General features: G+C 67.5%; 26 protein-coding genes and 1 tRNA gene. 23 read left to right on the top strand and 4 right to left on the bottom strand.

Annotation, left to right across the window (positions count from 1 at the left end; all coding sequences use genetic code 11):
• The first annotated feature begins 38 nt into the window (after positions 1–38).
• The 14 genes from MT347_RS10460 to MT347_RS10395 all read left to right on the top strand — a co-directional run bounded on the left by MT347_RS10460 (position 39) and on the right by MT347_RS10395 (position 13404).
• Positions 39–686, top strand: coding sequence for a SatD family protein (locus MT347_RS10460; protein ID WP_243500845.1), 648 nt, complete (start codon positions 39–41; stop codon positions 684–686).
• Positions 683–1393, top strand: a complete 711-nt coding sequence (locus MT347_RS10455) for a hypothetical protein (protein WP_243500843.1) — start codon at positions 683–685, stop codon at positions 1391–1393. Before MT347_RS10460 ends, MT347_RS10455 begins: the two co-directional genes overlap by 4 nt.
• Before the next feature lie 22 nt (positions 1394–1415).
• On the top strand, positions 1416–2000 hold the full coding sequence (locus tag MT347_RS10450; protein WP_243500841.1) for a putative glycolipid-binding domain-containing protein: 585 nt from the start codon (positions 1416–1418) through the stop codon (positions 1998–2000).
• Positions 2001–2392: 392 nt separating this feature from the next.
• Positions 2393–3706: a tyrosine--tRNA ligase gene (gene tyrS, locus MT347_RS10445; RefSeq protein WP_243500839.1), complete on the top strand. Its 1314-nt coding sequence runs from the start codon at positions 2393–2395 to the stop codon at positions 3704–3706.
• A 1-nt stretch (position 3707) separates the two neighbouring features.
• Positions 3708–4487 carry a DUF4184 family protein gene (locus MT347_RS10440; RefSeq protein ID WP_243500837.1) on the top strand — a complete coding sequence of 260 codons (780 nt, stop codon included), beginning with the start codon at positions 3708–3710 and terminating at the stop codon, positions 4485–4487.
• 474 nt (positions 4488–4961) lie between these two features.
• Positions 4962–5864 (top strand): ParA family protein, encoded by a 903-nt coding sequence (locus tag MT347_RS10435; protein ID WP_243500835.1) that lies wholly within the window; start codon positions 4962–4964, stop codon positions 5862–5864.
• Complete coding sequence (locus MT347_RS10430; RefSeq protein ID WP_374206526.1) at positions 5848–6768, top strand: ScpA family protein; 921 nt, start codon at positions 5848–5850, stop codon at positions 6766–6768. The genes MT347_RS10435 and MT347_RS10430 overlap by 17 nt, the downstream gene beginning before the upstream one ends.
• Before the next feature lie 64 nt (positions 6769–6832).
• On the top strand, positions 6833–7414 hold the full coding sequence (gene scpB, locus MT347_RS10425; RefSeq protein ID WP_243500833.1) for an SMC-Scp complex subunit ScpB: 582 nt from the start codon (positions 6833–6835) through the stop codon (positions 7412–7414).
• On the top strand, positions 7411–8226 hold the full coding sequence (locus MT347_RS10420; protein WP_243500831.1) for a pseudouridine synthase: 816 nt from the start codon (positions 7411–7413) through the stop codon (positions 8224–8226). Before scpB ends, MT347_RS10420 begins: the two co-directional genes overlap by 4 nt.
• A 55-nt stretch (positions 8227–8281) precedes the next feature.
• A complete protein-coding gene (locus MT347_RS10415; RefSeq protein ID WP_243500829.1) occupies positions 8282–9415 on the top strand; it encodes a prephenate dehydrogenase in 1134 nt (377 codons plus the stop codon).
• Positions 9408–10145 carry a (d)CMP kinase gene (gene cmk / locus MT347_RS10410; RefSeq protein WP_243500827.1) on the top strand — a complete coding sequence of 246 codons (738 nt, stop codon included), beginning with the start codon at positions 9408–9410 and terminating at the stop codon, positions 10143–10145. Before MT347_RS10415 ends, cmk begins: the two co-directional genes overlap by 8 nt.
• Entirely contained in the window at positions 10135–11658 is a 1524-nt protein-coding gene (gene der, locus MT347_RS10405) for a ribosome biogenesis GTPase Der (RefSeq protein ID WP_243500825.1), read from the top strand. The genes cmk and der overlap by 11 nt, the downstream gene beginning before the upstream one ends.
• 144 nt (positions 11659–11802) lie before the next feature.
• On the top strand, positions 11803–12240 hold the full coding sequence (locus MT347_RS10400) for a DUF805 domain-containing protein (RefSeq protein WP_243500823.1): 438 nt from the start codon (positions 11803–11805) through the stop codon (positions 12238–12240).
• Between the two features lie 261 nt (positions 12241–12501).
• The gene (locus MT347_RS10395) at positions 12502–13404 is read left to right on the top strand and encodes an NUDIX domain-containing protein (protein ID WP_243500821.1); all 903 of its coding nucleotides are present in this window, start codon (positions 12502–12504) and stop codon (positions 13402–13404) included.
• Between the two features lie 123 nt (positions 13405–13527).
• Here MT347_RS10395 and MT347_RS10390 read toward each other — a convergent pair whose 3' ends face one another.
• The 3 genes from MT347_RS10390 to MT347_RS10380 all read right to left on the bottom strand — a co-directional run bounded on the left by MT347_RS10390 (position 13528) and on the right by MT347_RS10380 (position 15471).
• Positions 13528–14319 carry a DUF4239 domain-containing protein gene (locus MT347_RS10390; protein WP_243500819.1) on the bottom strand — a complete coding sequence of 264 codons (792 nt, stop codon included), beginning with the start codon at positions 14317–14319 and terminating at the stop codon, positions 13528–13530.
• A gap of 76 nt (positions 14320–14395) precedes the next feature.
• Positions 14396–14779 (bottom strand): RNA-binding S4 domain-containing protein, encoded by a 384-nt coding sequence (locus MT347_RS10385; RefSeq protein WP_055957691.1) that lies wholly within the window; start codon positions 14777–14779, stop codon positions 14396–14398.
• Between the two features lie 113 nt (positions 14780–14892).
• On the bottom strand, positions 14893–15471 hold the full coding sequence (locus MT347_RS10380; RefSeq protein ID WP_243500817.1) for a GNAT family N-acetyltransferase: 579 nt from the start codon (positions 15469–15471) through the stop codon (positions 14893–14895).
• Positions 15472–15613: 142 nt separating this feature from the next.
• Here MT347_RS10380 and MT347_RS10375 point away from each other — a divergent pair.
• The 8 genes from MT347_RS10375 to MT347_RS10340 all read left to right on the top strand — a co-directional run bounded on the left by MT347_RS10375 (position 15614) and on the right by MT347_RS10340 (position 23683).
• Positions 15614–15687, top strand: a tRNA-Pro gene (locus MT347_RS10375).
• A 476-nt stretch (positions 15688–16163) separates the two neighbouring features.
• Positions 16164–16358, top strand: a complete 195-nt coding sequence (locus tag MT347_RS10370; protein ID WP_243500815.1) for a hypothetical protein — start codon at positions 16164–16166, stop codon at positions 16356–16358.
• A gap of 498 nt (positions 16359–16856) precedes the next feature.
• The gene (locus MT347_RS10365; protein WP_243500813.1) at positions 16857–19277 is read left to right on the top strand and encodes an ATP-binding protein; all 2421 of its coding nucleotides are present in this window, start codon (positions 16857–16859) and stop codon (positions 19275–19277) included.
• Complete coding sequence (locus MT347_RS10360; protein ID WP_243500811.1) at positions 19274–20317, top strand: hypothetical protein; 1044 nt, start codon at positions 19274–19276, stop codon at positions 20315–20317. The genes MT347_RS10365 and MT347_RS10360 overlap by 4 nt, the downstream gene beginning before the upstream one ends.
• 176 nt (positions 20318–20493) lie before the next feature.
• Positions 20494–20718, top strand: coding sequence for a DUF3892 domain-containing protein (locus tag MT347_RS10355; protein ID WP_191916813.1), 225 nt, complete (start codon positions 20494–20496; stop codon positions 20716–20718).
• A gap of 181 nt (positions 20719–20899) precedes the next feature.
• The gene (locus MT347_RS10350; protein ID WP_191916808.1) at positions 20900–21604 is read left to right on the top strand and encodes a hypothetical protein; all 705 of its coding nucleotides are present in this window, start codon (positions 20900–20902) and stop codon (positions 21602–21604) included.
• Complete coding sequence (locus MT347_RS10345; RefSeq protein WP_243500809.1) at positions 21591–22232, top strand: hypothetical protein; 642 nt, start codon at positions 21591–21593, stop codon at positions 22230–22232. Before MT347_RS10350 ends, MT347_RS10345 begins: the two co-directional genes overlap by 14 nt.
• A gap of 434 nt (positions 22233–22666) precedes the next feature.
• The gene (locus MT347_RS10340) at positions 22667–23683 is read left to right on the top strand and encodes an MBL fold metallo-hydrolase (protein WP_243500806.1); all 1017 of its coding nucleotides are present in this window, start codon (positions 22667–22669) and stop codon (positions 23681–23683) included.
• Between the two features lie 68 nt (positions 23684–23751).
• On the opposite strand, the gene MT347_RS10335 is transcribed toward MT347_RS10340, so the two are convergent.
• A complete protein-coding gene (locus MT347_RS10335; protein WP_243500804.1) occupies positions 23752–24321 on the bottom strand; it encodes a hypothetical protein in 570 nt (189 codons plus the stop codon).
• A 280-nt stretch (positions 24322–24601) separates the two neighbouring features.
• On the opposite strand from MT347_RS10335, the gene MT347_RS10330 reads away from it, so the two are divergent.
• On the top strand, positions 24602–25597 hold the full coding sequence (locus MT347_RS10330) for a serine protease (RefSeq protein WP_243500800.1): 996 nt from the start codon (positions 24602–24604) through the stop codon (positions 25595–25597).
• The last annotated feature ends 36 nt before the right edge of the window (positions 25598–25633 follow it).

Genomic DNA, 25633 nt, shown 5'->3' with positions numbered 1-25633 from the left:
GCTTATCAAAATAGAACTATAAGCGATAGGCTTATGTGGTGACCGTCGTAGTGATCGTCGACATCGTCGCCTCCCGGCGGCTCGCCGATCGCGCCGCCGCACAGCGCCGCCTCGCCGAGGTGATCGCGCAGGTCGATGCCGATCTACCGGTCGCCACGCAGTCGTTGACGGCCACGGTCGGGGACGAGCTGCAGGGGGAGTACCCCCGTCTCCACGACGCTCTCGCGTCGCTACTGCTGGTGCGCCTCGCCCTCCCCGACGACATCGACTGCCGCTTCGGCGTGGGGGTGGGCGAGGTCCGCCCCATCGCCCTCGACGACCGCACCGTGCCCGAGGGGCCCGCGTGGTGGGCGGCGCGTACCGCGGTGGAGGCCGTCGAGCGCATGCAGCAGCGCGCCGCGCCGTTCGCGCGCACCTGGATCGCCGCCGCCGAGGGAGAGGATTCCGCCATGGTCGATACCGTCGCCGTCGCCAACGCCTACACCCTGGCGCGCGATCAGCTGGTCTCCGCGATGAGCGAGCGCACGCGCCGCCTCACTGCCGGCCGTTGCCTCGGATGGTCGCAGCGCGAGCTCGCCGAACGCGAGGGCATCAGCCAGTCGGCGGTGTCGCAAGCACTCGCCGCCGCCGGGTCCGCCGCGCTCGTCGAGGGCTTCGCCGTGCTGACACGGGGAGCGCGCGCGTGATCGCCGCCGGTCTGCTGCTGCTCGCCGTCGGTGCGGTCGACCTGGTGAGGCAGATGATCCGCACCCGCCGGTGGATCGCGTTCGCGGCGTCCGCCGCCCTGCTCATCGTGGTCGCCGCGGGACTCGACGCCGTCGTCGCCGGCCTCCTCGCCGTCGCCGTCGCCGCGATCTGGACGTGGGTCGTGCCCGAACACGGCCCCGCCCGCGCGGGACTCTGGCCGGTCGCGTTGCTCGCGCTCGCCGCGGCGGCCTGCGTGGTGATCGCCCCCGGGCGCGCGCGCCCCGGCATCCTGGGCGACATGTGGGTGTCGTACCGTCCCGCGGATGCCGTCTCGGTCGACGTGGTCGTGCTGGTCGTGGGGTGCCTGGTGTTCCTACTCGAGTCGGGCAACGCCGTCGTGCGCATCGCCCTGCGGTCGGAGATGGGCCCGCGTGACGAGGGCGACGAGGCCGCAGCGCCGACGCTGAAGGGTGGCCGGCTCATCGGGCCTCTCGAGCGCATCCTCGTGTTCGCGCTGACCCTGGCCGGCGCCTACACGCTCATCGCCGCGGTGCTCGCGGCGAAGGGCATCGTGCGCTTCCCCGAGATCTCCCGCGACGGCGACGGCGGCGACCGAGCGGAGTACTTCCTCATCGGCAGCCTCGTCAGCTGGGTGACGGCCCTGGCGGCGGCTTTCCTGGTGTCGTGGGGCATCGCGCCGGGGTGAGCGCGGACCGAGGAGGACGCAGATGAACCGACTGGCACCGCTTCCCGCGTCGGCGGGGTGGCGACACCACGGAACCCGAACCGGGTTCGAGGTGGTCTTCTTCGTCCCGACGCTCGACGGACATCGCCTCGCCGGCCGCACGACCGCCGACGACGGCGCGTCGATGTGGTCGATCGACTACGCGGTGATCGTCGACAGCGCCTGGCGCACGCGGGAGGCGCGGGCAGCGGCGTTGACCGTGTCCGGCGAGAAACAGGTGACCGTGTCGCGCGATGACGGCGGCGGATGGCGGGTCGACGGTCGGTCGCGACCGGAGCTGCACGGGTGCGTCGACATCGATTTCGAGTCGTCGGCGATGACGAACACTCTTCCCCTCCGGCGCCGCGAGATGGTCGCGGGGGTACCCATCGACGTACCGGCTGCGTTCGTTCGCGCGCCCGACCTCCGGGTCGAACGCCTCGAGCAGCGGTACACCTTGATCGAGGCCGCCCCGGAACGCGTCGTGTTCCACTACGAGTCCTCGACCTTCGGCTTCGCGTGCGACCTGCTCTACGACGCGGCCGGACTCGTGACGGAGTACCCGGGCATCGCGACACGGCACTCGTGAGTCGACGATGCGGCGGGCCTGCGGCGCGGGAGTGCGTGCTTCAGGCGCGAGGCCGCGGTGCGGCGGGCCTGTGGTGCGGGAGCACGCCCGGTAGGCGTGAGGCAGGCACGTGAGCCCGGGGTGCGGCGAGCCCGCGGTGCGGGAGTGCGTGCGGCAGGCGTGAGGCCGCGGTGCGGCGGGCCCGTGGTGCGGGAGCACGCCCGGTAGGCGTGAGCCCGCGATGCGGCGAGCCTGTGGTGCGGGAGCACGCCCGGTAGGCGTGAGGCAGGCACGTGAGCCCTGGGTGCGGCACTCGTGAGGCAGGCACGAGTGAGTCCGCGATGCGGCGAGCTTGCGGTGCGGGAGTGTCAGCGGCATCCGGAGCCTTCCGGCCCCGCTGATACCCTGAACCGGTGTCTGCCTCGATTGACGCGGCGCGCGTGAGCGCCCTCGCACCCGCCAACGATCCGACCTTCGACAACGTCTGGGACGAGTTGGTCTATCGGGGTCTGATCCACGTGTCGACCGATGAGGGCGAGCTGCGCGAGCTGCTCGGCGGAGGCCCGATCGTGTTCTACTGCGGCTTCGACCCGACCGCGCCGAGCCTGCACCTGGGCAACCTGGTGCAGCTTCTCACCATGCGTCGTCTGCAGCTCGCCGGGCACTTTCCCCTCGGTCTCGTCGGCGGCTCGACCGGTCTCGTCGGCGACCCGCGTCCGACGGCCGAGCGCACCCTCAACACGCGCGAGACCGTGGAGGAGTGGGTCGGAAAGCTCCGCGCTCAGGTCGAGCGCTTCCTCAGCTTCGAGGGCGACACTGCCGCGCGCATCGTCAACAACCTCGACTGGACGGCGCCGCTGAGCGCCATCGACTTCCTGCGCGAGATCGGCAAGTACTTCCGCGTCGGAACGATGCTCAAGAAAGACGCGGTCAGTGCGCGCCTGAACTCCGAGGCGGGCATCAGCTACACCGAATTCAGCTACCAGATCCTGCAGGGCCTGGACTACCTCGAGCTTCACCGGCAGTACGGCTGCGTGCTGCAGACCGGCGGCAGCGACCAGTGGGGCAACCTCACCAGCGGCACCGACCTCGTGCGTCGGGCCGAGGGTGCCACGGTCCACGCGATCGGCACGCCGCTGATCACCAACAGTGACGGCACGAAGTTCGGCAAGAGCGAGGGCAACGCCATCTGGCTGGATGCCGAGATGTGCAGCCCGTGGGTGATGTACCAGTTCTGGCTCAACACCGACGACCGCGACGTCGTGGAGCGCATGAAGGTGTTCACGTTCCTCACGCGCGACGAGATCACCTCCTACGAGGCGCTGGTGGAGGCCGAGCCGTTCCGCCGCGCCGCGCAGAAGCGTCTCGCCCGCGAGGTGCTGACCACCGTGCACGGCGCGGAGGCGACCGAGGCGGTCATCGCAGCAACCGAGGCGCTGTTCGGTCAGGGTGATGCGACCACGCTGGATGCCGTGGTGCTCCGCAGCGCGCTCGAGGAACTGCCGCATGCCACCGTTGCCGCCGGGTCGACCGTGGTCGAGGCGCTCACGGCCACGGGCCTGTCGTCGAGCCTCAGCGACGCGCGTCGCGCGATCGCCCAGGGCGGCGTCTCGCTCGACGGCGAGAAAGTGACCGCCGACGACGCGATCGTCACCGGTGCGCTGCCGGGTGGGGTGTCCGTGCTGCGACGCGGCAAGAAGACGCTCGCCGGGCTGTTCCTCAGCTGACATGCCGTTCACCGTCAGCCACGCGGTCGTGGCCTTGCCGTTCGTGCGCACACCGCTGGTGCCCGCTGCGATCGCCGTCGGCGCGATGACTCCCGATCTGTCGCTGTTCCTCCGGGGGATCGTGCCGCCGTACGCGGTGACCCACGATCTGAGGTGGCTGCCGCTGACGGTGGTCATGGCGTTCGTGCTGCTCCTGGTGTGGCGTTGCGTGCTGCGCCCCGCGACCCGGGAGTTGGTGCCCCGGCGCGTCGCCGAGCGCCTCCCCGCGGGTTGGGATGCCGGAGTCGCCGCAGCGGCGCGCGAGAGCCTGAGTGGGGGAGTCGTCGGCATCCTGTGGCTCGTGCTGTCGCTCGCGCTCGGGGTGGTCACGCACGTCGCGTGGGACTTCTTCACGCACGAGGGCCGGGCGGGGGAGTCCCTGCTCCCGGTCCTCGAGCAGCAGTGGGGACCGCTGCCGGGGGTGAAGTGGCTGCAGTACGGGTCGGGGGTGTTCGGGCTCGCGGTGCTGGCGATCTTCGCGCTGCGGTGGTTGTCGCGGCGGACCGCGAAGCCCGTCGACCGGGTGCTTCCGGATGCCGTGCGGGTGGCATGGTGGGTGTCTCTACCCGCGGCGCTGGTCGTCGCGGCGCTCGTCGCGCTCGCGGTCGAGGGCGGCTTCGGCGCCGACTACACCCCGACCCACCTCATCTACGGGGTGCTGGTGAAGGTCGCCGCCGCGTGGGGCGCGGCGACGCTGGTGCTCGCGCTGTTCGTGCAGGCGCTCCGGCGGCGCGGAGCGTAGCGGGGTTCGGGTCCCTTCGACGGGCTCGGGGACCGGGCAGTGGTGGCTGAGGTGCTTCGCGGGCGGTCATGAGGTCAGTGATTCGCGTGAGGTCAGCCGGTTGAGGCTGTTCTGCACTGAGGTTGTGTGAATCGCTGAGGTTATGCGAATCGCTGAGGTTGCGCGCGCGGCGGGGTTCGGGTCCCTTCGACGGGCTCGGGGACCGGGCAGTGGTGGCTGAGGTGCTTCGCGGGCGGTCATAAGGTCAGTGATTCGCGTGAGGTCAGCCGGTTGAGGCTGTTCTGCGCTGAGGTTGTGCGAGTCGCTGAAGTTGTGCGAATCGCTGAGGTTGTGCGCATGGCTGACGTTGCGGGCGCGGCGGGCGGGTCGCCGTACCGCGCAAGCCTCAGCGAGGTGGTGGATCCGACCGCGGGCTCGCCCCGCCCGCGGGTCACGCGGGCGGGGGAGCGGGCGGCGGGTAGACTCGGGGGCGTTATGACGAAGGCGGGAGACTTGGTGTCGGCGAGCACGAAGGGCACGAAAACGGGCGCGGACGAGGTCATCCTCGGCCCCACCGGACGCCCCTACCAGGGGTTCCCCACCCCGAAGCCGCTCGACGGGCACGGTCCCGCCCGCATCATCGCGCTGTGCAACCAGAAGGGCGGCGTCGGCAAGACGACGACGACCATCAACCTGGCCGCCTCCCTCGCCGGCTACGGCCGCCGTGTGCTCGCGATCGACTTCGACCCGCAGGGCGCGCTGTCGGCGGGTCTCGGCATCCAGACGCACGACGTGCCGACCATCTACGACCTCCTGCTCGACACCAAGCGCGACCCGCGCGAAGTGATCGTGCCGACCCGCGTCGAGGGACTCGACCTCCTGCCGGCCAACATCGACCTGTCGGCGGCCGAGGTGCACCTGGTCAACGAGGTCGCCCGCGAGACGATCCTGGCGCGGGTGCTGCGCAAGGTCGCGGCCGACTACGACGTCATCCTCATCGACTGCCAGCCCTCGCTCGGCCTGCTCACCGTGAACGCGCTCACCGCGGCGCACGGGGTGCTCATTCCGCTGGAGTGCGAGTTCTTCGCCCTGCGCGGAGTGGCCCTGCTCGTCGAGACCATCGACAAGGTGCGCGATCGCCTCAACCCCGCCATCGAGCTCGACGGCGTGCTCGCGACGATGTACGACCCCCGCACGCTCCACTCGCGCGAGGTGCTCGAGCGGGTCGTCGAGGCGTTCGGCAACGACGTGCTCGAGACGGTCATCGGTCGCACGGTGAAGTTCCCGGATGCCTCCGTGTCGGGCATGCCGATCACGGAGTTCGCGCCCGAGCACGCCGCCGCCCAGGCCTACCTGCGGTTGGCGCGGGAGCTGGTCGCCCGTGGCGCCGTCGCCTGACGAGACCCTCGCCGCCACAGCCGGGGCCGGCGGCTTCGACGGGCTCAGCCACCTCGCCGAGGCGGTGCGAGAGCCCGCGACCGAGGTCCGTGAGCCTGTCGAAGGGACCGGGACCGACGTCGCGCCCGGGTTCCGCGTCACCCTCCCCGTCTTCGACGGTCCGTTCGACCTGCTGCTCACCCTCATCTCGCGCGCCGAACTCGACATCACCGAGGTCGCGCTCAGTCGCGTGACGGACGAGTTCATCGCCTACCTCCGGCTCCTCGGACCCGAGAGCGACCTCGACGAGACCTCCGAATTCCTCGTCGTCGCGGCGACGCTGCTCGACATGAAGATCGCCGGTCTCCTCCCGCAGGGTGAGCTGGTGGATGCCGAGTCGGTGGCGCTGCTGGAGGCGCGCGACCTGCTGTTCGCCCGCCTGCTGCAGTACCGCGCCTTCAAGGAGGTGTCGTCGTGGTTTGCCCGCTGCCTGCAGCGCGAGGACGCGCGCCACACCCGCAGTGCGCGTCTCGACGAGAAGTACCGCAGCGCCGTGCCGGAGCTGACCTGGACGCTGAGCGCCGCCGACTTCGGCGCCCTGGCCGTGCTGGCGTTCACCCCGAAGCAGATCCCCACCGTCGGGCTCGACCACCTGCACGCCCCGCTCGTCAGCATCCGCGAGCAGGCGGCGATCGTCGTGACGCTGCTGCGTTCCGTCGGCATCCTGAACTTCCGAGATCTCGTCGCGGGGGTCACCGAGACGGGTGTCGTCGTCGCGCGGTTCCTGTCGATCCTGGAGCTCTACCGCCACGGGGCGTTGTCGTTCGAGCAGCCGGAGCCGCTCGGCGAGCTCATCCTGCGGTGGACCGCCGAACGGTGGTCCGACGACAACCTCGCCGCCCTCGGAGCCGACTATGACCGCTGATCCTCGTCCTTCGTCGAGCGCGCCCGAAGCGGCCACGCCGGACGCAACACAGACGCAGGCCCCGATGCCGGTATCCCGCCCGGACGACACGGCATCCGTCGCCCGTCGCCTCGAGGCGATCCTGCTCGTCGTCGACGAACCGCAGAGCCTGGTGAGTCTCGCCGCCGCCGTCGCCGCTCCCGTGCCCGCCGTGCGTCAGGCCGTCGAGGCGCTCGTCGCCGACTACGACGGGGAGACCGGCGGTCCGCGCCGGGGATTCGAGCTGCGTGAGGTGGGAGGCGGGTGGCGCCTCTACGTCCGCGAGGAGTACGACGACGTCGTGGGGGAGTTCGTGAACACCCAGGCGCCCTCGCGACTGTCGCAGGCGGCGCTCGAGACCCTGGCCGTCATCGCGTACAAGCAGCCCGTCACGCGCGGGCAGGTGGCATCCATCCGCGCGGTCAACGTCGACTCGGTCGTTCGCACTCTGCTCGGGCGGGGCCTGATCACCGAGGTCTTCACCGATCCCGACACGGGCGCCATCCACTACGGGACCACCGACCAGCTGCTGGTCCACCTCGGCATCAACTCGCTCGACGAGCTGCCGCACATCTCGCCGTTGCTCGACGACGGCTCGAACGGATTCGACGGAGAGGTACTGAAATGAGCGACGCTTCGACAGGCTCAGCGACGGGGGGCACGGACACGGGCCCCGGCACGGGCTCGGCGAGCGACGACGGCATCCGCCTGCAGAAGGTGCTGGCCAACGCGGGCGTCGCCTCGCGGCGCGTGGCCGAGAACATGATCGTCGAGGGACGCGTCCGGGTGAACGGCGAGACCGTCACCGAGCTCGGCCGCCGCATCCACCCCGAGTCCGACCTCGTCGACGTCGACGGCACGGCGATCCAGCTCGACGAGACCAAGCGCTACGTCGTCCTGAACAAGCCCACCGGAGTCGTCAGCTCGATGAGCGACGACCGCGGTCGTCCCGACCTGCGGGAGTGGGCCGACGAATGGGAGGAGCGCCTCTACAACGTCGGACGACTGGATGCCGACACCAGCGGCCTGCTCGTCCTGACCAACGACGGCGCCCTCGCGCACGTGCTCGCCCACCCCTCGTTCGGGGTGACGAAGGTGTACATCGCCAAGGTCGAGGGGCAGGTGCTCCCGCAGACCATCCAGCGGCTCATCAAGGGCGTCCAGCTCGACGACGGGCGGATCGCGGCCGATAAAGCCCGGCTGCTCGATGCCTCGCGGGGGGAGAGCCTGGTCGAGCTGACGCTGCACTCGGGGAAGAACCGCATCGTCCGCCGCATGATGGCGGAGGTCGGTCACCCGGTCGTCGAGCTGGTCAGGCGGCAGTTCGGCCCCCTCCACCTGGGAACACTCCCGGTGGGAGCCGCGCGCGAGTTGACTACAGTAGAACGCGGTGCCCTGCTCACGCTGTCCCGTCGGGACGGCGACGCTCCCGCGGAGTGAGCCTCCCGGGCGTCTCGCGGTGCGTCGAGCACCGCCCAGGGCAGCAGGAGACCCGATGAGCGAACCGAACGGAACGTCCGCGCGCGCGGCCGGACCTTTGGCGACCCGCACGAGCGGCACGGTCCGCGTCGTCGGCTCCGGGCTGCTGGGCGCGAGCATCGGCCACGCGCTGACGGCCCGCGGTGTCGACGTCGTGCTCGTCGACGCCTCACCGGCGCAGTTGCGGCTCGCGATCGACTACGGAGCCGGCCGGGCCGAGCGTCCCGATGACACCCCCTCGCTCATCATCGTCGCCACGCCCCCCGACGTCATCGCCGACGTGGTGCAGCGCGAGCTGGAGGCGTTCCCGGATGCCGTGGTCACCGACGTCGCGAGCGTGAAGCTCGAGCCACTGCGAACGCTCCGCGAACGCGGAGTCGACTTGAGGCACTACATCGGTTCGCACCCGATGGCCGGACGCGAACGCGGGGGAGCGATCTCCGCCCGCGCCGACATCTTCATCGGTCGCCCGTGGGTGGTCTGCCGCGACGGCGAGACCTCGGCGCACGACCTCTCGCTCGTCGAGGGGCTGGCCCTGGACCTCGGCGCGACCCTCGTCGAGATGACTCCCGAGGAGCACGACGAGTCGGTCGCCCTCGTGTCGCACGTCCCGCAGCTGGTGGCGAGCCTGCTCGCCGGCCGTTTCGTCGAGGCGCCCGACGGGTCGCTGCGTCTCGCGGGGCAGGGCGTGCGCGACACGACGCGCATCGCGGCATCCGCTCCCGAGCTGTGGGTGCAGATCCTGGGGGCCAACGCCGCTCCCGTGGTCGAGGTGCTCGACCAGCTGGCGGCCGACCTCGGCGACGTCGCCGACGCCCTGCGGGATCCCGACGTGTCGGGTGCACGCCGCACGGTGGCCGACACCATCCGCCGCGGCAATGAGGGCGTGGAGCGTCTGCCCGGCAAACACGGGCAGAACCGCCGTTTCGACAGCTTCGTCGTCATGATCGACGACACCTCCGGCCAGCTGGGGCGCCTGTTCGGCGAACTCGGCGACCTCGACGTCAACGTCGAAGACCTGCGCCTCGAGCACTCGCCCGGAGCCCCGTTCGGCCTCGCCGAGATCAGCGTCGTCCCCGACGCGGTCCGTCGCGCCGTCGACGGCCTCCAGCAGCGCGGATGGCGGATTGCGAGCACCACCCATGACTGAGCCCCTCCTCAAGCCCGCCTTCGGCGCCCCCGCCGAGGGGTCCTCGGCCGCCGCACCCGTCGTCGTCGCGATCGACGGCCCCGCCGGCAGCGGCAAGTCCAGCGTGTCGAAAGCCGTGGCCGTGCGGCTCGGCTACGGCTTCCTCGACACCGGCGCCGCCTACCGGGCGCTCGCGTGGCACGCGCTGGAGCACGGGGCCGACACCTCGGATGCCACGGCCGTGCTCGACGTGTTCGGCGACTTCGACTACGCCATCTCGCTCGACACCGACGACCGGTGGGTGCGCGTCGGCGGAGTCGATGTCACCACGGCGATCCGCGAGCCGCGGGTCACCGACGCCGTCAGCGGCGTGGCCCGGGTCGCCCCGGTGCGAAAGGCCGTGAACGAGTTGTTCCGCCGGCTCGTGTCATCCGCTCATCTCACAGGCGTGGTGGTCGAGGGACGCGACATCACCACGGTCGTCTACCCCGATGCGCCCGTGCGCATCCTGCTGACGGCGGCCCCCGAGGTGCGGGCCGCACGACGCAGCGCCGAGCTCACCGGGCACGACGCGGCGAAGGTCGCCGCAGCCCTCCACCGGCGCGATGCCGCCGATTCCACGGTCGTCGACTTCCTCACCGCCGCTCCCGGCGTGCAGGTCGTCGATTCGACCCACCTTGATTTCGAACAGACCGTCGACGCCGTGCTGAGCGTCGTCGACTCCACGATGGGAGCCCGCGATGGGCGTTGAAGACGAGTACGAGGGCGGGCCCGACCAGCTCGCCGAGAAGATGGAGCAGCTCGACGAGGTGCTCGCCGAACAGCGGGCCGAAGCGCTGCGCGCGGGGCTGGAGGACTTCGACCTCGACGAGGAAGACGCCGAGCTCCTCGCCGGTCTCGCCTCGGGCGAGGGGGCGATCGAGTTCCTGCCCGCGCTGCCGGTGGTTGCGATCGTCGGCCGGCCGAACGTCGGCAAGTCGGCGCTGGTGAACCGCATCCTGGGTCGCCGCGAGGCCGTCGTGGAGGACACCCCGGGTGTCACCCGCGACCGCGTCACCTACAAGGCCGAGTGGCTGGACCGCCGCTTCTCGCTGGTCGACACCGGCGGCTGGGAGCCCGACGCGAAGGGCATCGACCGTTCGGTCGCCGCCCAGGCCGAGGTCGCGATCGACCTCGCCGACATCGTGCTGTTCGTGGTGGATGCCACGGTGGGCGCGACCTCGACCGACGAGCACGTCGTGAAGCTGCTGCGCAAGAGCGGCAAGCCGGTGTTCCTCATCGCCAACAAGGTCGACGATGCCCGCCACGAGCCCGAGGCCGCCGCCCTGTGGAACCTCGGCCTCGGCGAGCCGCACCCCGTCTCGGCCATCCACGGTCGCGGCGTGGCCGACCTGCTCGACGAGATCATGAAGGTGCTGCCCGAGATCTCGGCCGTGGCGCGGTACGAGATCGGCGGACCGCGTCGCGTGGCGATCCTCGGCCGCCCGAACGTCGGCAAGTCGTCGCTGCTCAACAAGGCCGCGGGCGAAGAGCGCGTCGTCGTCAACGAGCTCGCCGGCACCACGCGCGACCCCGTCGACGAGGTCGTCGAACTCGGCGGCAAGCTCTGGACTCTGGTGGACACCGCCGGCATCCGGCGCCGCGTGCACCTGTCGCAGGGTGCCGACTTCTACGCCTCTCTCCGCACCTCGACGGCGCTGGAGAAGAGCGAGGTCGCGGTCGTCGTGCTCGACGTGTCACAGCCCATCAGCGTCCAGGACCTCAACATCATCGACCTCGTCCTCGAGTCGGGTCGTGCTCTCGTGCTGGCGTTCAACAAGTGGGACCGCCTGAACGACGACGACATGGAGAACCAGGACCGTCGCCGGTACCTCGAGCGCGAGATCGAGCAGGACCTCGCGCACGTGGCGTGGGCCCCGCGCGTGAACATCTCGGCGCGCACCGGCCGCCACCTCGACAAACTCGTCCCGGCGCTCGAGACGGCGCTGGAGTCGTGGGACACCCGCATCCCCACCGGCAAGTTCAACGCGTTCCTCTCGGAGCTCGTGGCCGAGCACCCGCACCCGCTGCGCGGCGGCAAGCAGCCCCGCATCCTGTTCGGCACGCAGGCGGCGACGCGTCCGCCGACGTTCGTGCTGTTCACGACCGGGTTCCTCGACCCCGGCTACCGCCGATTCATCCAGCGGCGCCTGCGCGAGATCTACGGTTTCGACGGCAGCCCGATCGTGCTCAACATGCGCATCCGCGAGAAGCGCCAGCGCTGATCCGTTTCGCGAACGCCCCGGTTCCCTCGAAGGGAGTCGGGGCGTTCGCGCGTGAGCGCAAGGGCACGGGGCGGATGCCGAGACGTCGGTACAGTCGGGCCACGGAGCCGCTGCGGCATCCGGGATCCGCACGGGAGACACGTCATGACCCACGTCGCACCACCGCTCGACCAGCCGTACTACGGGGCGTCCCTCGGCGCGGCCGTCCGGCGATTCTTCGCGAAGTACGCCACGTTCACGGGCCGGGCGAGCCGCAGCGAGTACTGGTGGTGGGTCCTGGTCGGCGCGGTCGTCGGTACCGTGCTGAACGCCCTGCCGACGTTGACCGACGGCATCCGCATCGAAGCCGACGGGTCGGCGACGATCACCGGCCCCCTCGGCGTCATCCTCGGCCTGGTCTGGCTCGTCTGGGCCGTGGCCACGTTCCTTCCCACGCTGGCCGTGCTCGTCCGCCGACTGCACGATACGGGCCGCAGCGGTTTCTGGGTGTTCATCGGGCTCGTGCCCCTGATCGGCATCCTGGTGCTCGTCGTCTTCACGGTGCTCGGGCCGCGTCCCGAGGGCGCGCGGTTCGATCGGTGAGCTTCGACCCCGCATCCGGTGTCTCCGCGAGCGGGTCGGGGTGAGGGCGCCGGTCGGCGCCTCCGCCCGTGCATGTGGGGGTGGGCAGGGGGCTCGCGCCGGCAGGCCCGCGTGGGTTTGCTCGGCGCGATGTGACGTTCGCCGCCGCCCGCGCGGTGCGGGTGTGCGAGGGGCTCGCGCTGACATGCCCGCGCGGGTCTGCGCGGCGCGATGTGACGTTCGCCGCCGCCCGCGCGGTGCGGGTGTGCGAGGCTGAGACCGATGACCATCGAGCCTCCCGCCCCGGGCGAGCCGCGACGTCCGCACGGTCCCCGCGATCCCGGCGACGCGTGGGTCGTCGCGCCCACCGGCGAGAAGTACTGGGGCCGTTTCGGCGCGTCGGGACTGCTGGCCCTCGACGCCGAGCGGGGCGTCCTGCTGCAGCACCGTGTGTCGTGGAGCCACTTCGGCGACACCTGGGCGCTCCCCGGTGGAGCGCGGCACGAGGGCGAGTCGGCGCGCGACGGCGCGCTTCGCGAGTCCGGCGAAGAGGCGGGCGTGCCCGAGGATGCCGTGCAGGCCCGTTTCGAGAGCGTGCTCGACCTCGGCGTCTGGTCGTACACGACCCTCGTCGCCGACGTCACCTCGCCGTTCGAGCCGGTGATCAGCGACCCCGAGAGCGTGGCTCTGGAGTGGGTCCCCGTCGACGAGGTCGACACGCTTCCGCTGCATCCGGGATTCGCGTCCGCGTGGCCCGCACTTCGCGCGGCGCTGGAGGTGCGCCCCGCGATCCTCGTCGACGCGGCGAACGTCGTGGGCTCGGTGCCTGACGGGTGGTGGAAGGACCGCGCGGGAGCCGCCGGCCGCCTGCTCACGCGCCTGTCCGCCCTGGCCGAAGGGGGAGTGGATGCCGAGGAGCTCGGGCTCCCGGCCACGCGCTGGTTCCCCTTCGTCGGCGCCGTGCTCGAGGGCGAGGCGCGTGCGGCCGAGGTCGATCACGACGGTGTGGCAGTGTGGCGGGCACCCGCGTCGGGCGACGATCAGATCGTGGCCGTCACGGAGGACCTGGTGGCGAGGTGGAACCCGGTCGTGGTGGTCACCAGCGACCGCGGCCTGGCGGCGCGAGTCGAGGCGCTCGGCGCCACGGTGCGTGGTGCGGGCTGGCTGCGCGACCGTCTGAGCTGATGAGGGACGCTCTGTCGGCCGGCTGGACCGATCGCGGCTGACGCGAGAAGCTGTCGTGGCTGGTTGCACCCATCGGCGTGGCTGGGGTGAGACGCTGCCTCGGCCAGCTTCACAGGCCGGCGCTTACGGCGACTGCAGGAACAAGCCGGTGAGCAGCTCCCGGAAGGGTTCCGGCGTCACCGCGATCGGACCCGAGTAGACGTGGTCGAAGCCGGCGATCGAGTACACCAGGATCGCCAGGAACGTCGAGATCAGCCCGCTCATGAGCAGGTGGATGCGCAGGTCTCTCACCTCGATCAGGGCGAGCAGTACGGCGTTCAACAGCGCTCCCACGCCGATGACGATCCACAGCATCCACGGCAGCGACAGGTGCGTCAGCGAGATGCGCTCGCGCCGGTCGGTGATGAAGGTGTTGAAGGCGCCGATGGTCTGAGATTTCGCGACGACGTCGGAGTCGGTCGCGGGTTCGAAGTCGGCGATGGCCCGTTGGATGGCCGTGACGTGCTCGTCGGTGGTCTCGGGGGTGATCTGCTGCTCTTGCAGAGGCCAGTCCTCGGCGATGACGGCATTCGTGTAGGCGACGAGAGCGCTCTTGAGCTCGGATGAAGCGGGCTCGCTGAGGAACGCCGCGTCACGGTAGAGGACGGCGACCGAGGAGGATTCTTTGACGACGACGCTGTGCACGAGGGCGAAGTTGCCGTACGCGCCGGCGGCGATGAGGCCCAGCGTCACGCCGTAGATGATGCCGTAGGCGCCGACCGCATAGCTGAGCACCCGGTCCCACTCGCCCCGGCCCGCGGACGCCCTGCGCACCCACCCGCGGAGGGCGAGGACCAGCAGACTCGACACGGCGACGACGACGAGGACGAAGATGGGGAGTCCCACCCAGACCGGCAGGTCGAAGAACGACGGCATCGGGTTCCTTCCGAACGATGAAGGAAATCATGACAGAAGGTCCGCAGCGGGAGATCGCCCCGCGTGGCGTGAGGGGTCAGTCGAGCTCCCGCCCACGCAGTTTCTCGATCTCGCGACGGTCGCGCTTGGTGGGGCGCCCGGCGCCGCGGTCGCGGACGGGCACGAACGGCATGCTCTCTTTCGACGGCGGCGGCGGAGTGCGGTCGTCGACCGATTCGGCGACGAGGGCCGCGCCGACGCGCTTCGCGATGGTCTTCTTCACGACGAGGATGCGATCGAACCCCTGGATCCGTACGCGCAACTCGTCGCCGGGTCGCACGGGCTGCGCTGCTTTCGCCCGTTCGCCGTTGACGCGCACGTGTCCTGCGCGGCACGCCGTGGTCGCCGCCGAGCGGGTCTTGTAGACGCGGATGGCCCACAGCCACGCGTCGACGCGCGCGGTGGTGCTGGCATCCGTCATGTGTGGTCCCCGTTCGGCGAACCTCCATCGTAAGTCGGCCGGTCAGTCGCGGAGGGTCAGGGAGACGAGCGCGGGGTCGGTTTCGGTTGGCCGGCTTGGGCGAACCCGGCCTGTTAGTCGCGGAGGGTCAGCGCGACGAGCGCGCGGTCGGGTTTCGGCCGGTCGACCACGGTGAACCCCGCCGCTTCGAAGACGGGCAGGATGCCGCGGAACAGCTGATTCGACGACTTCTTCGCCGCGGCGGGGTCGAGCGGATAGCCCTCGACCACACGGGCGCCTCCCTCGCGGGCGGTGGCGACCGCGGCATCCAGGAGTCGGGCCGTCAGACCCTTCTTGCGGTGCTCGGTGCGGACGACGAAGCACGAGACGGCCCAGACGTCGTCGTCGTCGAGCGGTTCTTCGGTGGATGCCGTGACGTCACGGGTGCGCGTCAGGCGCGGCTGCGCGGTGCGGGGCCCGACCCGCACCCAGCCCGCGGGCTCGCCGTCGACGTAGGCGATGAGTCCGGGTGGGCGGTGCCCCTCGAGCTCAGAGCGGAACATCCGGGTGCGGTCGTCGATGGAGGCGTCTTTCCACGGGCCGTTCGGCAGGAGCCACCACTGGCACTGACATTCGGGGCCGTCGCCGCTGTCGAGGGCGATCTCGGCGTCGTCGAATCGGTCACCGGTGGCGGGGAGGATCTCGATCGTCATGGTCGAGACGGTAGCGAGGGGGTCGGACATCGGCAATGCCCTGGTCCGCCGGCCCGCGTGGTCCCCACACGCCCGGGGCGGCGCTGGTTCGCGAGACGAGCGCGGAGCGGCTAAGATAGACGAGTTGCCCGCTCGCGGGTAACGGGATGTGGCGCAGCTTGGTAGCGCACTTGACTGGGGGTCAAGGGGTCGCAGGTTCAAATCCTGTCATCCCGACCGAAGGGCTGTTGGCAAAACTGATTGCAAAACAGTTCGAGGAAGTCGGAAAACAAGAAAGGCCCCTGCGAATCCGCAGGGGCCTTTCTTGTTTTCGTTGCATCTCACCCGACGTTGGACGTCCGCCAGGGCGGTCCGGGGGCGTCGGGGGGGCTTTCTTCGTTGATCCGCCGTTTTTCGGGCGCGACGAATTGTCCTTTGAGCGGGTGAGTGCCGTTTCCGGCTGACGAGGCGTGACGCGCGAGGCGTCAGGTTCTCAGCGGGTGCATGAGGGCGTGGTCGCTACCTGGGCTGGTCGGTGTCGGCCGCGGCCCTCTGCCTCCGCGAGGGACGGTGAGATCGCCGTTGCCGGTTGTCTTCGTGTAGCGGTTGGCCCACACGCGGTCTCTGCGGCGGAGCGGAGCGGGCTCGGCGGGCGCGCTCTTCGCGGTGCGTTTGCGAAGGTCGTCGATGAACGAAGCGATCTTGCGGATGTTGTGGTTGACGAGCAGCAGCGTGACCATGATCTGCGCCGCGCTGAAGCCGCGAACGCGTCGGCGACCCGATGTCTCGATGTCCTCGTCGCCGGATGCCTTCAGCTGGGCGACAACAAGGAGAGTGACGAGGATCTGTGCGGCGGCGACGCCGCGGACGCGGCGACGGCCGGCGGTTTCGACGTCTGCGTCGCCTGATGCCTTCAGCTGATGGTTCCCGGACTCGACGGTGTTGCGGGCGTGGTCTGGAGGCTCTCAGAGTCTTGGACAAGCAGCCCCGCAGAATAGCGTGACTGCTCTGGGGGACTTCGCGAACGACCTTGCCGATCTCGTTCCGCTGGGCAATCATCGCCATCGCGCTTTCCGAAACGCTCATCCACGGGCGGGGCACGCGAAACGAACCAACCCTCGAGGAGTCTCCGCCGTTCAGTTCCGCGAGCAGGTACTTAGGAAGCGACGCGCTATCCGACTGGACGCTCTAGGAGGTATCGACTCCAAACAGGAAAACCACTAGCGCTGTGGTGGGAGTGCCGTATCTACTCGCTCATCCGAGACGTCCAGCGCCCGTCGAACATCGCCTTCAGTGCACAGAGGCCATGGTAGGGCCTCGATGTCGAGGCGCTTTGACGGGCTATGCCTCCCGGAGCATGACGTCCTGTGTCGGCGACATCCGCTATGGTCGCAAGCAGGGGACAGATGGCAGGCACCGACACGATACGCGGGATCGCGTACCAGCAGGCGCATGCCATCCACCTGGCCATTGACCTCGTGGAGCAGGGGCCCGAGCATCAGCTTCGCGTCGAAGGCACGGACGACGTAGTGGACGTTGAGGTGCTCGACGCGGACGGAGTTCTGGTCGCCGCACACCAGATGAAGAGCCATTCAGGCGCCCCATGGACCCCCAAGCTGGTCGCTGATGTGTTCCGCCGATGGGTTAGTCTCGACGCGCCCAACTCCGCGTTCACGTTCGTTACCAACGGAGAGCTGGGTCCCGGCGCGCAGGCTCTTAGTGATGTTCTGGCAAGCTCCGAGCCGGGACGGGCCGCACGCCTGGCGAAAGAGCTTGACATCCCCGAGATGCTCGCGGATCGTCTCGCGTTCGCGAGCATCCGCGTTGACCCGTCCTCGGTGGGAGTGCTGCTCGCCGCCGCCGAACGACGAATTGCTGCACGGCTTGATCCACTTTTGCGCGACCGAGAAGAAGTGGCGGTGCAACGGGTCGACGCTCTGTTCAGAGTGCTCATGCAGCGAGCGTCGCTGAGCGAACCCGCCGGGCGGCTGCTTACAGCATCTGAGCTTCTTGAGCTGGTCGGTGGAGAGTACGGGGAACGACCTGAGTTCCAGTGGGCCGGCACCCTGAAGGACTCGTACATGGCGACGGTCGGAAATGGCACGCCCTCGCTCCTTCCCCTCACGATCACCGAGCACGGAGGACACCCGCCGGTCGAGGCTGAGGCTCTGCTCCTCACGCGCGCAGCGTCGCTTTCTGGCCCAACTGGCACCGGCAAGTCCAGCGCGGTGCAAATTCTTCAAGCTTCGGCTGCAACGTCTGGCCGCGCAGTCGTCGTCTGTCGAGCCGAGACATACGTTCCAGGGCAGCTCGGTGCTCTCGTTGCAGACGCGCTTGGCTTCGTTGTGGGCATTGCAGTGCCGACATACGCCGGCCGCAAAGTTCTCGCCGACCCGGACGCCGTTGTCGTTCTCGATGGAGTCTCAGAGATTCCCGACGCTACGCTCGAGCACCTCGCGGAAGACCTCAAGCAGGTCCTCAATCGGCCGGGCTTCGCCTCCATCGTCTTGGTTGGGCGTGACCGCACCGCGTTGCGCCGGGTACTAGACCCTGCTCCCCAACACGTAGCGTTCCACGTCACACCGTTGGACCATTCCGCTCAAGAGCGCCTTATCGCGTCTGTCGTCGGTGCCAGCGAAGGCAGTTCCACGCAGATTCGCGCGCGCGCTGAGCGCGTCCTCGGTGATGGGGCGCGAAACCCTATGCTGCTCACCATCTTCTTGGAAGCTGACACGGACGGGGCACTCGAGTTGTCGAGGAGCGACGTTTACGCGAAGTTCCTGACCCATCTGAGTGAGCGTGCCCCGATGGTCGACGCTGGTACCTACCTACCCGTCCTCGGGGTCGTTTTCGCGCAGCTTCTGAGTGCTCAGCGGCGATACTCGGACCGATACGAGTGGGTGGCCCGCACCGATGACGCTGCAGCGACACTTGCGTCCTCGGTTGATGGTGAAAAAGCCCGCGCTACCGCGGTGCGCATCGGCCTGATGACCGAGGTGGGGATGGGGGTACTGGCTCCCTTCCACGACTCTCTTGCCGACTACCTTGCAGCCACCGCAGTAGCAGCAGGGCACGCTCCTCTTCCCTTCACGCTGCGAGACACACAATCAGAATGGGTGGTGTTCGCCAGCGAACTCGGAGTCGACGTCTCTCAGATCGTCGCTCGAGATCAGCCGTTCCTGTCCGTGCGCGTAGGACGTGCAGATCACCACTTCCCGGGCCCCACTGACTACGTCACTCAGATCGCACCATTGCTTGGGACGCTGCTAGGCATGAGCGGCGTCACAGTCGAAGCCAAGGAAGTTCTGGATGGTCGTTGGGTCTTGAGCATGCTCGATTCCTCGGGCACGTTCCTCGGGAGAACGGTCATCGAGGGTGAGCGGGGGCCGCTGTACGCTGCGACGCGCCTGTGGCGGCTGGCCCTTCGCACCCGATTCAATGAGGTTCGGCCAGAGCTCTCCATGCGTCCCAGTTCGCGCGAAGATGCGCAAGCGCGAGTCAAGACCTTCGTCCGCCAACGACAGCACGAGGTCAACGCCCTCTTGGAAAGCTTTCCTGTCACTCAGCGTTCTCAGCTATTGAACCGACTGCGCCCGCTGGGCCTCACATTCTTTATCGGCGAACCCGATGAGACTTGGGGAACAGTAGATTGGCGAATGTCGTACCTCGCATCGCCGGAAACTCGCCTGCTTCCGAATGAGCCCGAAGGGCGTCCGGGCCAAACATCCGCATCGCACTTCCTCGACGGCGGCCCAGCACATGCTGCAGCCTCGGATGTCGGTAAAGCGGTCGAAGAACTCATCAACACGTCGGGATGGCTTTCATGACTAGAGAAATCTGGGCAGCAGTAAGCGACCTCGCCGAGAAGTGGCGAAGCTCGCAGACGGTCCAGCGAGTGATCTCAGCGATGCCGCGCGACCTCGCCACGTCGAAAGACCCGCTCACAAAGATGCTGGAAGAGTTTCGCGCACTGTCGATGCGTGCGCACGCTCTCCGCCTCAACACCGAACTGCAATATCTCATCGGTCAGCCGATGTTGGGAGACATTGAAAGGCCTGACACGTTCGAAGCGTGGTTCTTCGCAACTTATGAGGTCGAGGTTGCCTTCCGCCTTCAACTCGCGTGGCTTCGCGCTCAGCTCCCGGGGTACCCGCTTCTTCGTGTTCCCCAGCTTGTGAGGAACACACCGTTCACCACGCAGGAGTTCACCTGGAAGGCGGCGTGGCAACGTGGCGATATGGGACGCGGACTCCAACTCGCGCCCCCGCCCAGCCTCGCCTTCGCGGCCGAACGAATCGATGCGAGTCGTGAGCTTCAGCAACTCGCCGTCGCGCTTCGCGCATCGACGACGTGGCAAGAACTCGGTGCGACGCGGGCAGCCCTGGTCGATGTCGACCACCAGCAGCTCGGTTCGGTGTGCCGGGAGCTGCGGGCCGCGCTGTCTCCGGAACGAGTCGACGAGTTCGAACCGCATCTTGCACTGAAGCGGGATCAATATCGGCAAGAGCAGACAGAGAGGGCCATCACTCGACTCTCGGGCGGTGCCGCGGCCTATGCGCAGGCCTTCGATGCAGCGGCCGACACTGTTGATCTGGCAATTGATGAGGTGCTGCCGCAGCTCGTCACTTTCGGACGCCCAATGGACGTTGGTGCCGCACTGGACCTCGATTTGCTCGAGATGGATCGAATCGCCTTCCGCCCTACGGTTCCAATCTTCTCGACAGGAATGCTTGTGTTCGTTTCAGATCCGCTGGTCGAGGAAGTCGGGCAAGTCACCAGAGTCAGCATCAACTTCAGCGGCGGTATCGAGAACAACCGGGCAACACTGCGGCTGTTGCCTGGAGCAGCAGCGAGCTGGGGGTTGTGAGCCGCGCCTCACAACGGCGCCGCGCGGCGTCGCTCTCCGAATGGGCTCCGCCAGCGCCGCGCTCATCATGCCGTTTGGAGCGGAGGTCTTGGCTACGCTCCATTGACCCCAGATGAACAGAACTATGAGCTCCAGCTGTCGCCGAGGCGCGTGGGAGCGTTGCCTGCAGCGGTGCGCTGGCTCCGCCTAAAACCGCCCGCAGGAAAATCGGTGTCGACGGGTCGCCGAGGTCGACGGCCGATGCGATCCGTGACATCGAGTCTCGGGCGCACACGTACTTCGTGCAGTGGCCGGAGAAGCGCACCGAGGTTCGCATTGTTCAGGGCGCCACGGGCAAGTACCTGCGCACCGACCGGGACTCCACCACCCGGAACAACCTCGACTATCTGCCGAACCTGTAGGGGACAGGTCCGGACGGGGCACGACCGGGTCGATCTCACGTAGCGGGTTCGCTGGGAAGGCGGGTGGGGAGCCGTCTTCCCAGCAGACGATCCGCACTTGTCGCGGGCTGTAAAACGATGCCGATCTGCGAGGAAGAATGTTCTACCAAAAACTGGCTCTCTGCCTGGTGATACTCGTGGCATGACCAAATGTGTGAGAGGCAAGGCGAACCCGACGCAGCCCACGAAATTCCGGCTGTGGGCGGACTCCTCTGGGTACTGCCAGAATCCAGATTGCCAGGCACCTCTGTTTGTTGACTTAAAGAGTGGGTCTGCTGCCCATTTTGGGGAGGTCGCGCACGTCATCGCTGCGAGCGCTGATGGCCCCAGAGGCGATGACACCGCGGATGAAGCCGACCTTGGTGCATGGGACAACTTGATTCTGCTGTGCGCCAACTGCCACACCATCGCCGACAAGGCGCCAGCCGACCACCCCATCGAGCTCCTGCTCGAATGGAAGGAGTCTCGGCTGAGGCGAGTCGAAGCATCCCTCGGCATCGCATCCTTCGCCACTAGGGCCGAAGCCTGCGATGCCATCGAGCCCTACGCGTCACAAAACCGTTACCTGCACGCCACCTTCGGGCCGGACAACGACTACCGAATTGACCCGGAAGCAGAGGAAGCAATTGTCTGGCAACGTGAGATGACTGACACCATCATTCCCAACCACCGACGGATCCTGCGAATCATCGACGCCAACACCGCTCACCTGACACACGCTGAGAAAGAGACCGTCGCTGCCTATCGGGTCCACATCGGCGGCCTGATTAGACGCCATCATGGTGACGGCGGCATCAGGACAGTACTGTTCCCTAGAGAGATGGACAAGATCTTTGCCGACAGCTGATAAGTGGGTTCTGAGCCGCTTCAAGGAACTTCACGAGGACGTAGTTACCGACGCGGAGGCCGATGGTGACCACGTCCGATTGACTCGAAAGAGCCTCCCGCCGACCCGGTTCGGGATCCTGAAATCACAGGACGTCGCCGCTTCTGACGTCGAGGCGTTGCTGGATGGGGACGTCGACTTCATCGTCAACATTCCGAAGGCTGGCATCTTCCAAGGCGAAGCCATCGACCTGATGAAGAAGCACGGAGTGCCATGGGGAGGTCTAGCCGACGGTATACGCGCAGCACGGTTCGCTAACCCGCGAGGATACGTCCCGTTCCCCTACGAGTTCGTCATGAAGGGACTGACTCGACACTCACGAGTCGAGTCCGTCGCTTACGTCGACAGCCGCCGGCTCCGAGTGAGTCGCGCGGGCGGCCTGCCTGACCTTGTGCTCTACATCGAGGAGACGTACCAGGCCGAAGTCGTCACCGTTAACTTTGCGCTTGATCGATGCTCCCCGTTCGACGTTTTTGTGGCAACCAACCCCAACGCCGGTCCCACGGACAACGCGAAGGAAGCGGCCAAACTTGCGGAAGTGGAGATCCTACGGTGGGGCTCTACCCTCGCACGGCTCAATCACCCGTGACCCGGGATTGGATCCTGGCATTAGCGGACGTCGCCCGACGTCATCCCAATGTCGCCGTCTACCTGTTCGGATCGACGGTGCACGGCAACCGCCCGCCGAACGATCTTGACGCGCTCGCCGTGTACTCCACCATCGAGGAGTACTACGCGTTCCAGGAGGAGACTGACCGACTCGAGTTTTCACCTCTGCTCGATGTCATAGCCATGACCCCGCACGAGCTCCTCGGGTCTGGTTTCCTTGAGCGATCTCGAGCAGTGCCTCTTTACGACCTTGTTTCTCCCAATGGACGAGGCGGTACGTGGACGGGGCAATCGTGAACGGCATACCTGCGATAAGAAAACTCCGGCATCCGCCGCGGAGCCTTATGGGCGCGCTGGCCGTCAGAGCTAGTGCTCGCGGCGTAACTACGGTCTAACACTGAGGGGGAACCGAGAGTGATCAAATTGAATGTATCGCGAACGCAGTGGGCTGTCGGAAACGGGTTCTTCCACAGTGGCACCGTCTCTTCCGATGGCCAGTCTGTGAGTTTTATTTACGACTGTGGAGCTCGCGCAGATACTCAGGGCGAGCTCAACCGGGAAACCGAAGAGTTGGCCGAGCGGATCACGAAGGCTGACTTCATGTTCGTCTCGCACTTCGACTTCGATCATGTCTCAGGCATACCGTTGCTCGCGAAGAGACTGAGCATTGGGCGTTTCATCATCCCCTTGGTCCCCGTCTCTGAGAGATTGCTCGTCCTCCGCGGAAGCATCTCAGATGGCGATCTTGACGGTGAACCACCTGGCGGGGACTTTTACAGCGACTTCATCGTGGATCCCTCCACAGCGCTCGCGACGCTCACCGAGAACGCCGGATCACCCGCGGAAGTTCAGATCATCCCGCCCGCCACCGCCCAGCCGGAAGGCGGTGGAGCGGAGTCCCCAGAGCTTCTATCCCCTTCGAAGATCGGCGGAGCGACGCCGAGCGCTGCGATCACGCTGCGATTCGAGGCTGATCGGACCGTGTGCAAAGTGGACCAGGACGTGGTGTGGGAATGGTTTCCATACGTCGCAGTGCAAGCCACAGGAGCGACGCGAGAGTTCATCAAGGCGCTGATCCGGCGCGGGTTGATCTCAAGCGAGTCGGAGTTACACGATACAAGCCGACTCGAACTGATAGTGCGTCACCACCGCAAGGAGCTTGCGCAGGCATATGACGACGCGGTGAAGACTGTCGGGAGATCGTTCACGCGGAATCTCACCTCCCTCATGCTCTATTCGGGCCCACCTGTCGGCGCGGCCCATCGCGCGTACCGGACCAGAAACTCGACAATCGAGCGCGCCGAGGCCGTGCTACATCCGGACGGCGACGTGCTCCTCGCGATCAACGAAGCAGGCGGAACTGCCATAACGGTCGTTAAATCGGAGACATCGCGCTGGACGGAATCGCTCAGCGTGTTTATCCAACCGTGAGAGACCGTGCATGCCCCAGGCCTCTTCCTCAGAGTTAAACCTGCCCGACGACAATCCGGTCTCGCACGCTAACCCGAGGCAGCCTCTTGGATCGCCGCCGCGAGCTCGTCGTAGCCGACGACCGCGGTGGCGAGTTGCTGTGCTCGTACCCAGGTGAGAGTTGACTGCCCGGTTGCCTGGAGCGCGAGGCGCGAGAGCACGGCGAATCGCCAGTTCGCGATGTCGAGTTGGTTGAACTGCTCTCGCCCGGCGAGATTCACCGCGAGAACGTAAACGTCCGCGTTGTAGGTCGACTCGGCAGCGCACGCATTCGTCTCAGGGTCGAGGAGCTTTCCGCGGAGGCCTGAGAACGCGAGCGTGGACGGTTGGCGTTGCGCCCACCGCTGCACGAGTGCGCTGGACTTCACCTCGATGCGGATGTCGCCCCAGAGCACATCGAACGCGTCCCACTCGACGCGCACCGGCCGCTCCACGCCCGTGGCTCGCCAGACGAGGTACTCGGCCAGCCACCCACGAACATTGTTCGTCGTCACGTCGGGCAACGCGAACCGCCAGAAGTCAGCGACCGACGCGTTGACTCCGAGTAGCCGCTCGTCGCCGGTCAGCGGGTCCAGCGCGGGAGGCTCGACCATCGTCATGCCGTGAGCCTATCGGTCGTCGTTTGGCCGGTGACCCAGATGGTTCCTTCGTCGCCTCGGTCGGACGGCGTGCACCCATCTGCCGCTCGATGATGGAGGCCCCCGTGTAGAAACCTTCGTCGAGTTCGCACTCAGGACGGTGTTCGCTGAGAAGATCAGCGATGCATCGTCCTACTGGGCGAAGCGTGCAGCTCTCGACGATGGGGTGGCGAGGGAACTTACTGACTTGAGATTGGCCCGTGAGGAGCGCAGGCGTGCGAACGACGCAGAGTTGGTTCGCATGATCAAGAAGTATCGCGACTCGCCGCCACCTGAGGAGGGGGACATCTTTCCGGAGGGTCCGGGAGCGCCATCGACGTCCGATGGTCCGTCGTCTGAGGGCTACATTGATGCAATGCGAGGAGTGTCCGGCCGAACCATCCGTTTAGAGATGTGGTGGGAACATCAGCGACTTGCCGTCGGGAGCGGATTCATCGCAACGTACGGCGGCGAGAATTTCCTGGTGACCGCCAGGCATAACCTGTCCGGTCGTGACTGGCCGAGCAACGCGTTGATGTCGGAATGGTCGGTCGAACCAGATCGCGTCGTCATGAAGATGCAAGTCGCTGCTGCGGGGGTGCTCGCATGGTCGGACCGCGCGGTCCGCGTTCTAGGCGATGACGGAGCGCCCCTCTGGTATGAACACCCGACGCTCGGCCGAGGCGCCGATATCGCCGTGTTGCCTCTGGAGGACGACGAGCAGTGGTTCGTGGACGCGTTCGATATTGCAAAGCCCGATGCGGAGCACGAGCCCATGCTTTCAGCCGGGGATGACTTGTTCGTGGTCGGATTCCCACGGGGCTTTACGCCATACGTCGGTCTGCCTATCTGGACGCGTGCATCGGTCGCCTCGGAACCGGCGTTGGATTACGACAACCGTCCGATGTACCTGGTAGATGCGCGAACGCGTAAGGGACACTCAGGATCGCCGGTCGTGTTACGGCCTGGGCGGGGGCGAACGGTGCGTATGAGAGATGGCTCTGACCATACGACGTCCATCGACGATTCCTGGGTGGCGGGCTTGTACTCCGGTCGGGTGAGGATCTCCGGCGAGAATGAACCAGGTCAGGCGGATCAGGCTTGCGCGGCTCCGCCCGAAACGTTGGACATCGGGCTGGTGTGGAAGACAAGCGCGATCTTGTCGACAGTCTCCGGCCGTACGCGGTTCCCCGCGGAAGGAAGTGGTCCTCCTACGTGGGAGCCTGCCGAGGACTGGTGGCTGCCAGATGCGGACTGAGCTCGGACGGATGAAGCTAGGCGCGGTCTCAGGAGC

The sequence above is a fragment of the Microbacterium sp. VKM Ac-2923 genome, assembly GCF_022815605.1.
Taxonomy (GTDB): domain Bacteria; phylum Actinomycetota; class Actinomycetes; order Actinomycetales; family Microbacteriaceae; genus Microbacterium.
This window is presented reverse-complemented; position numbering and strand designations above follow the sequence as displayed.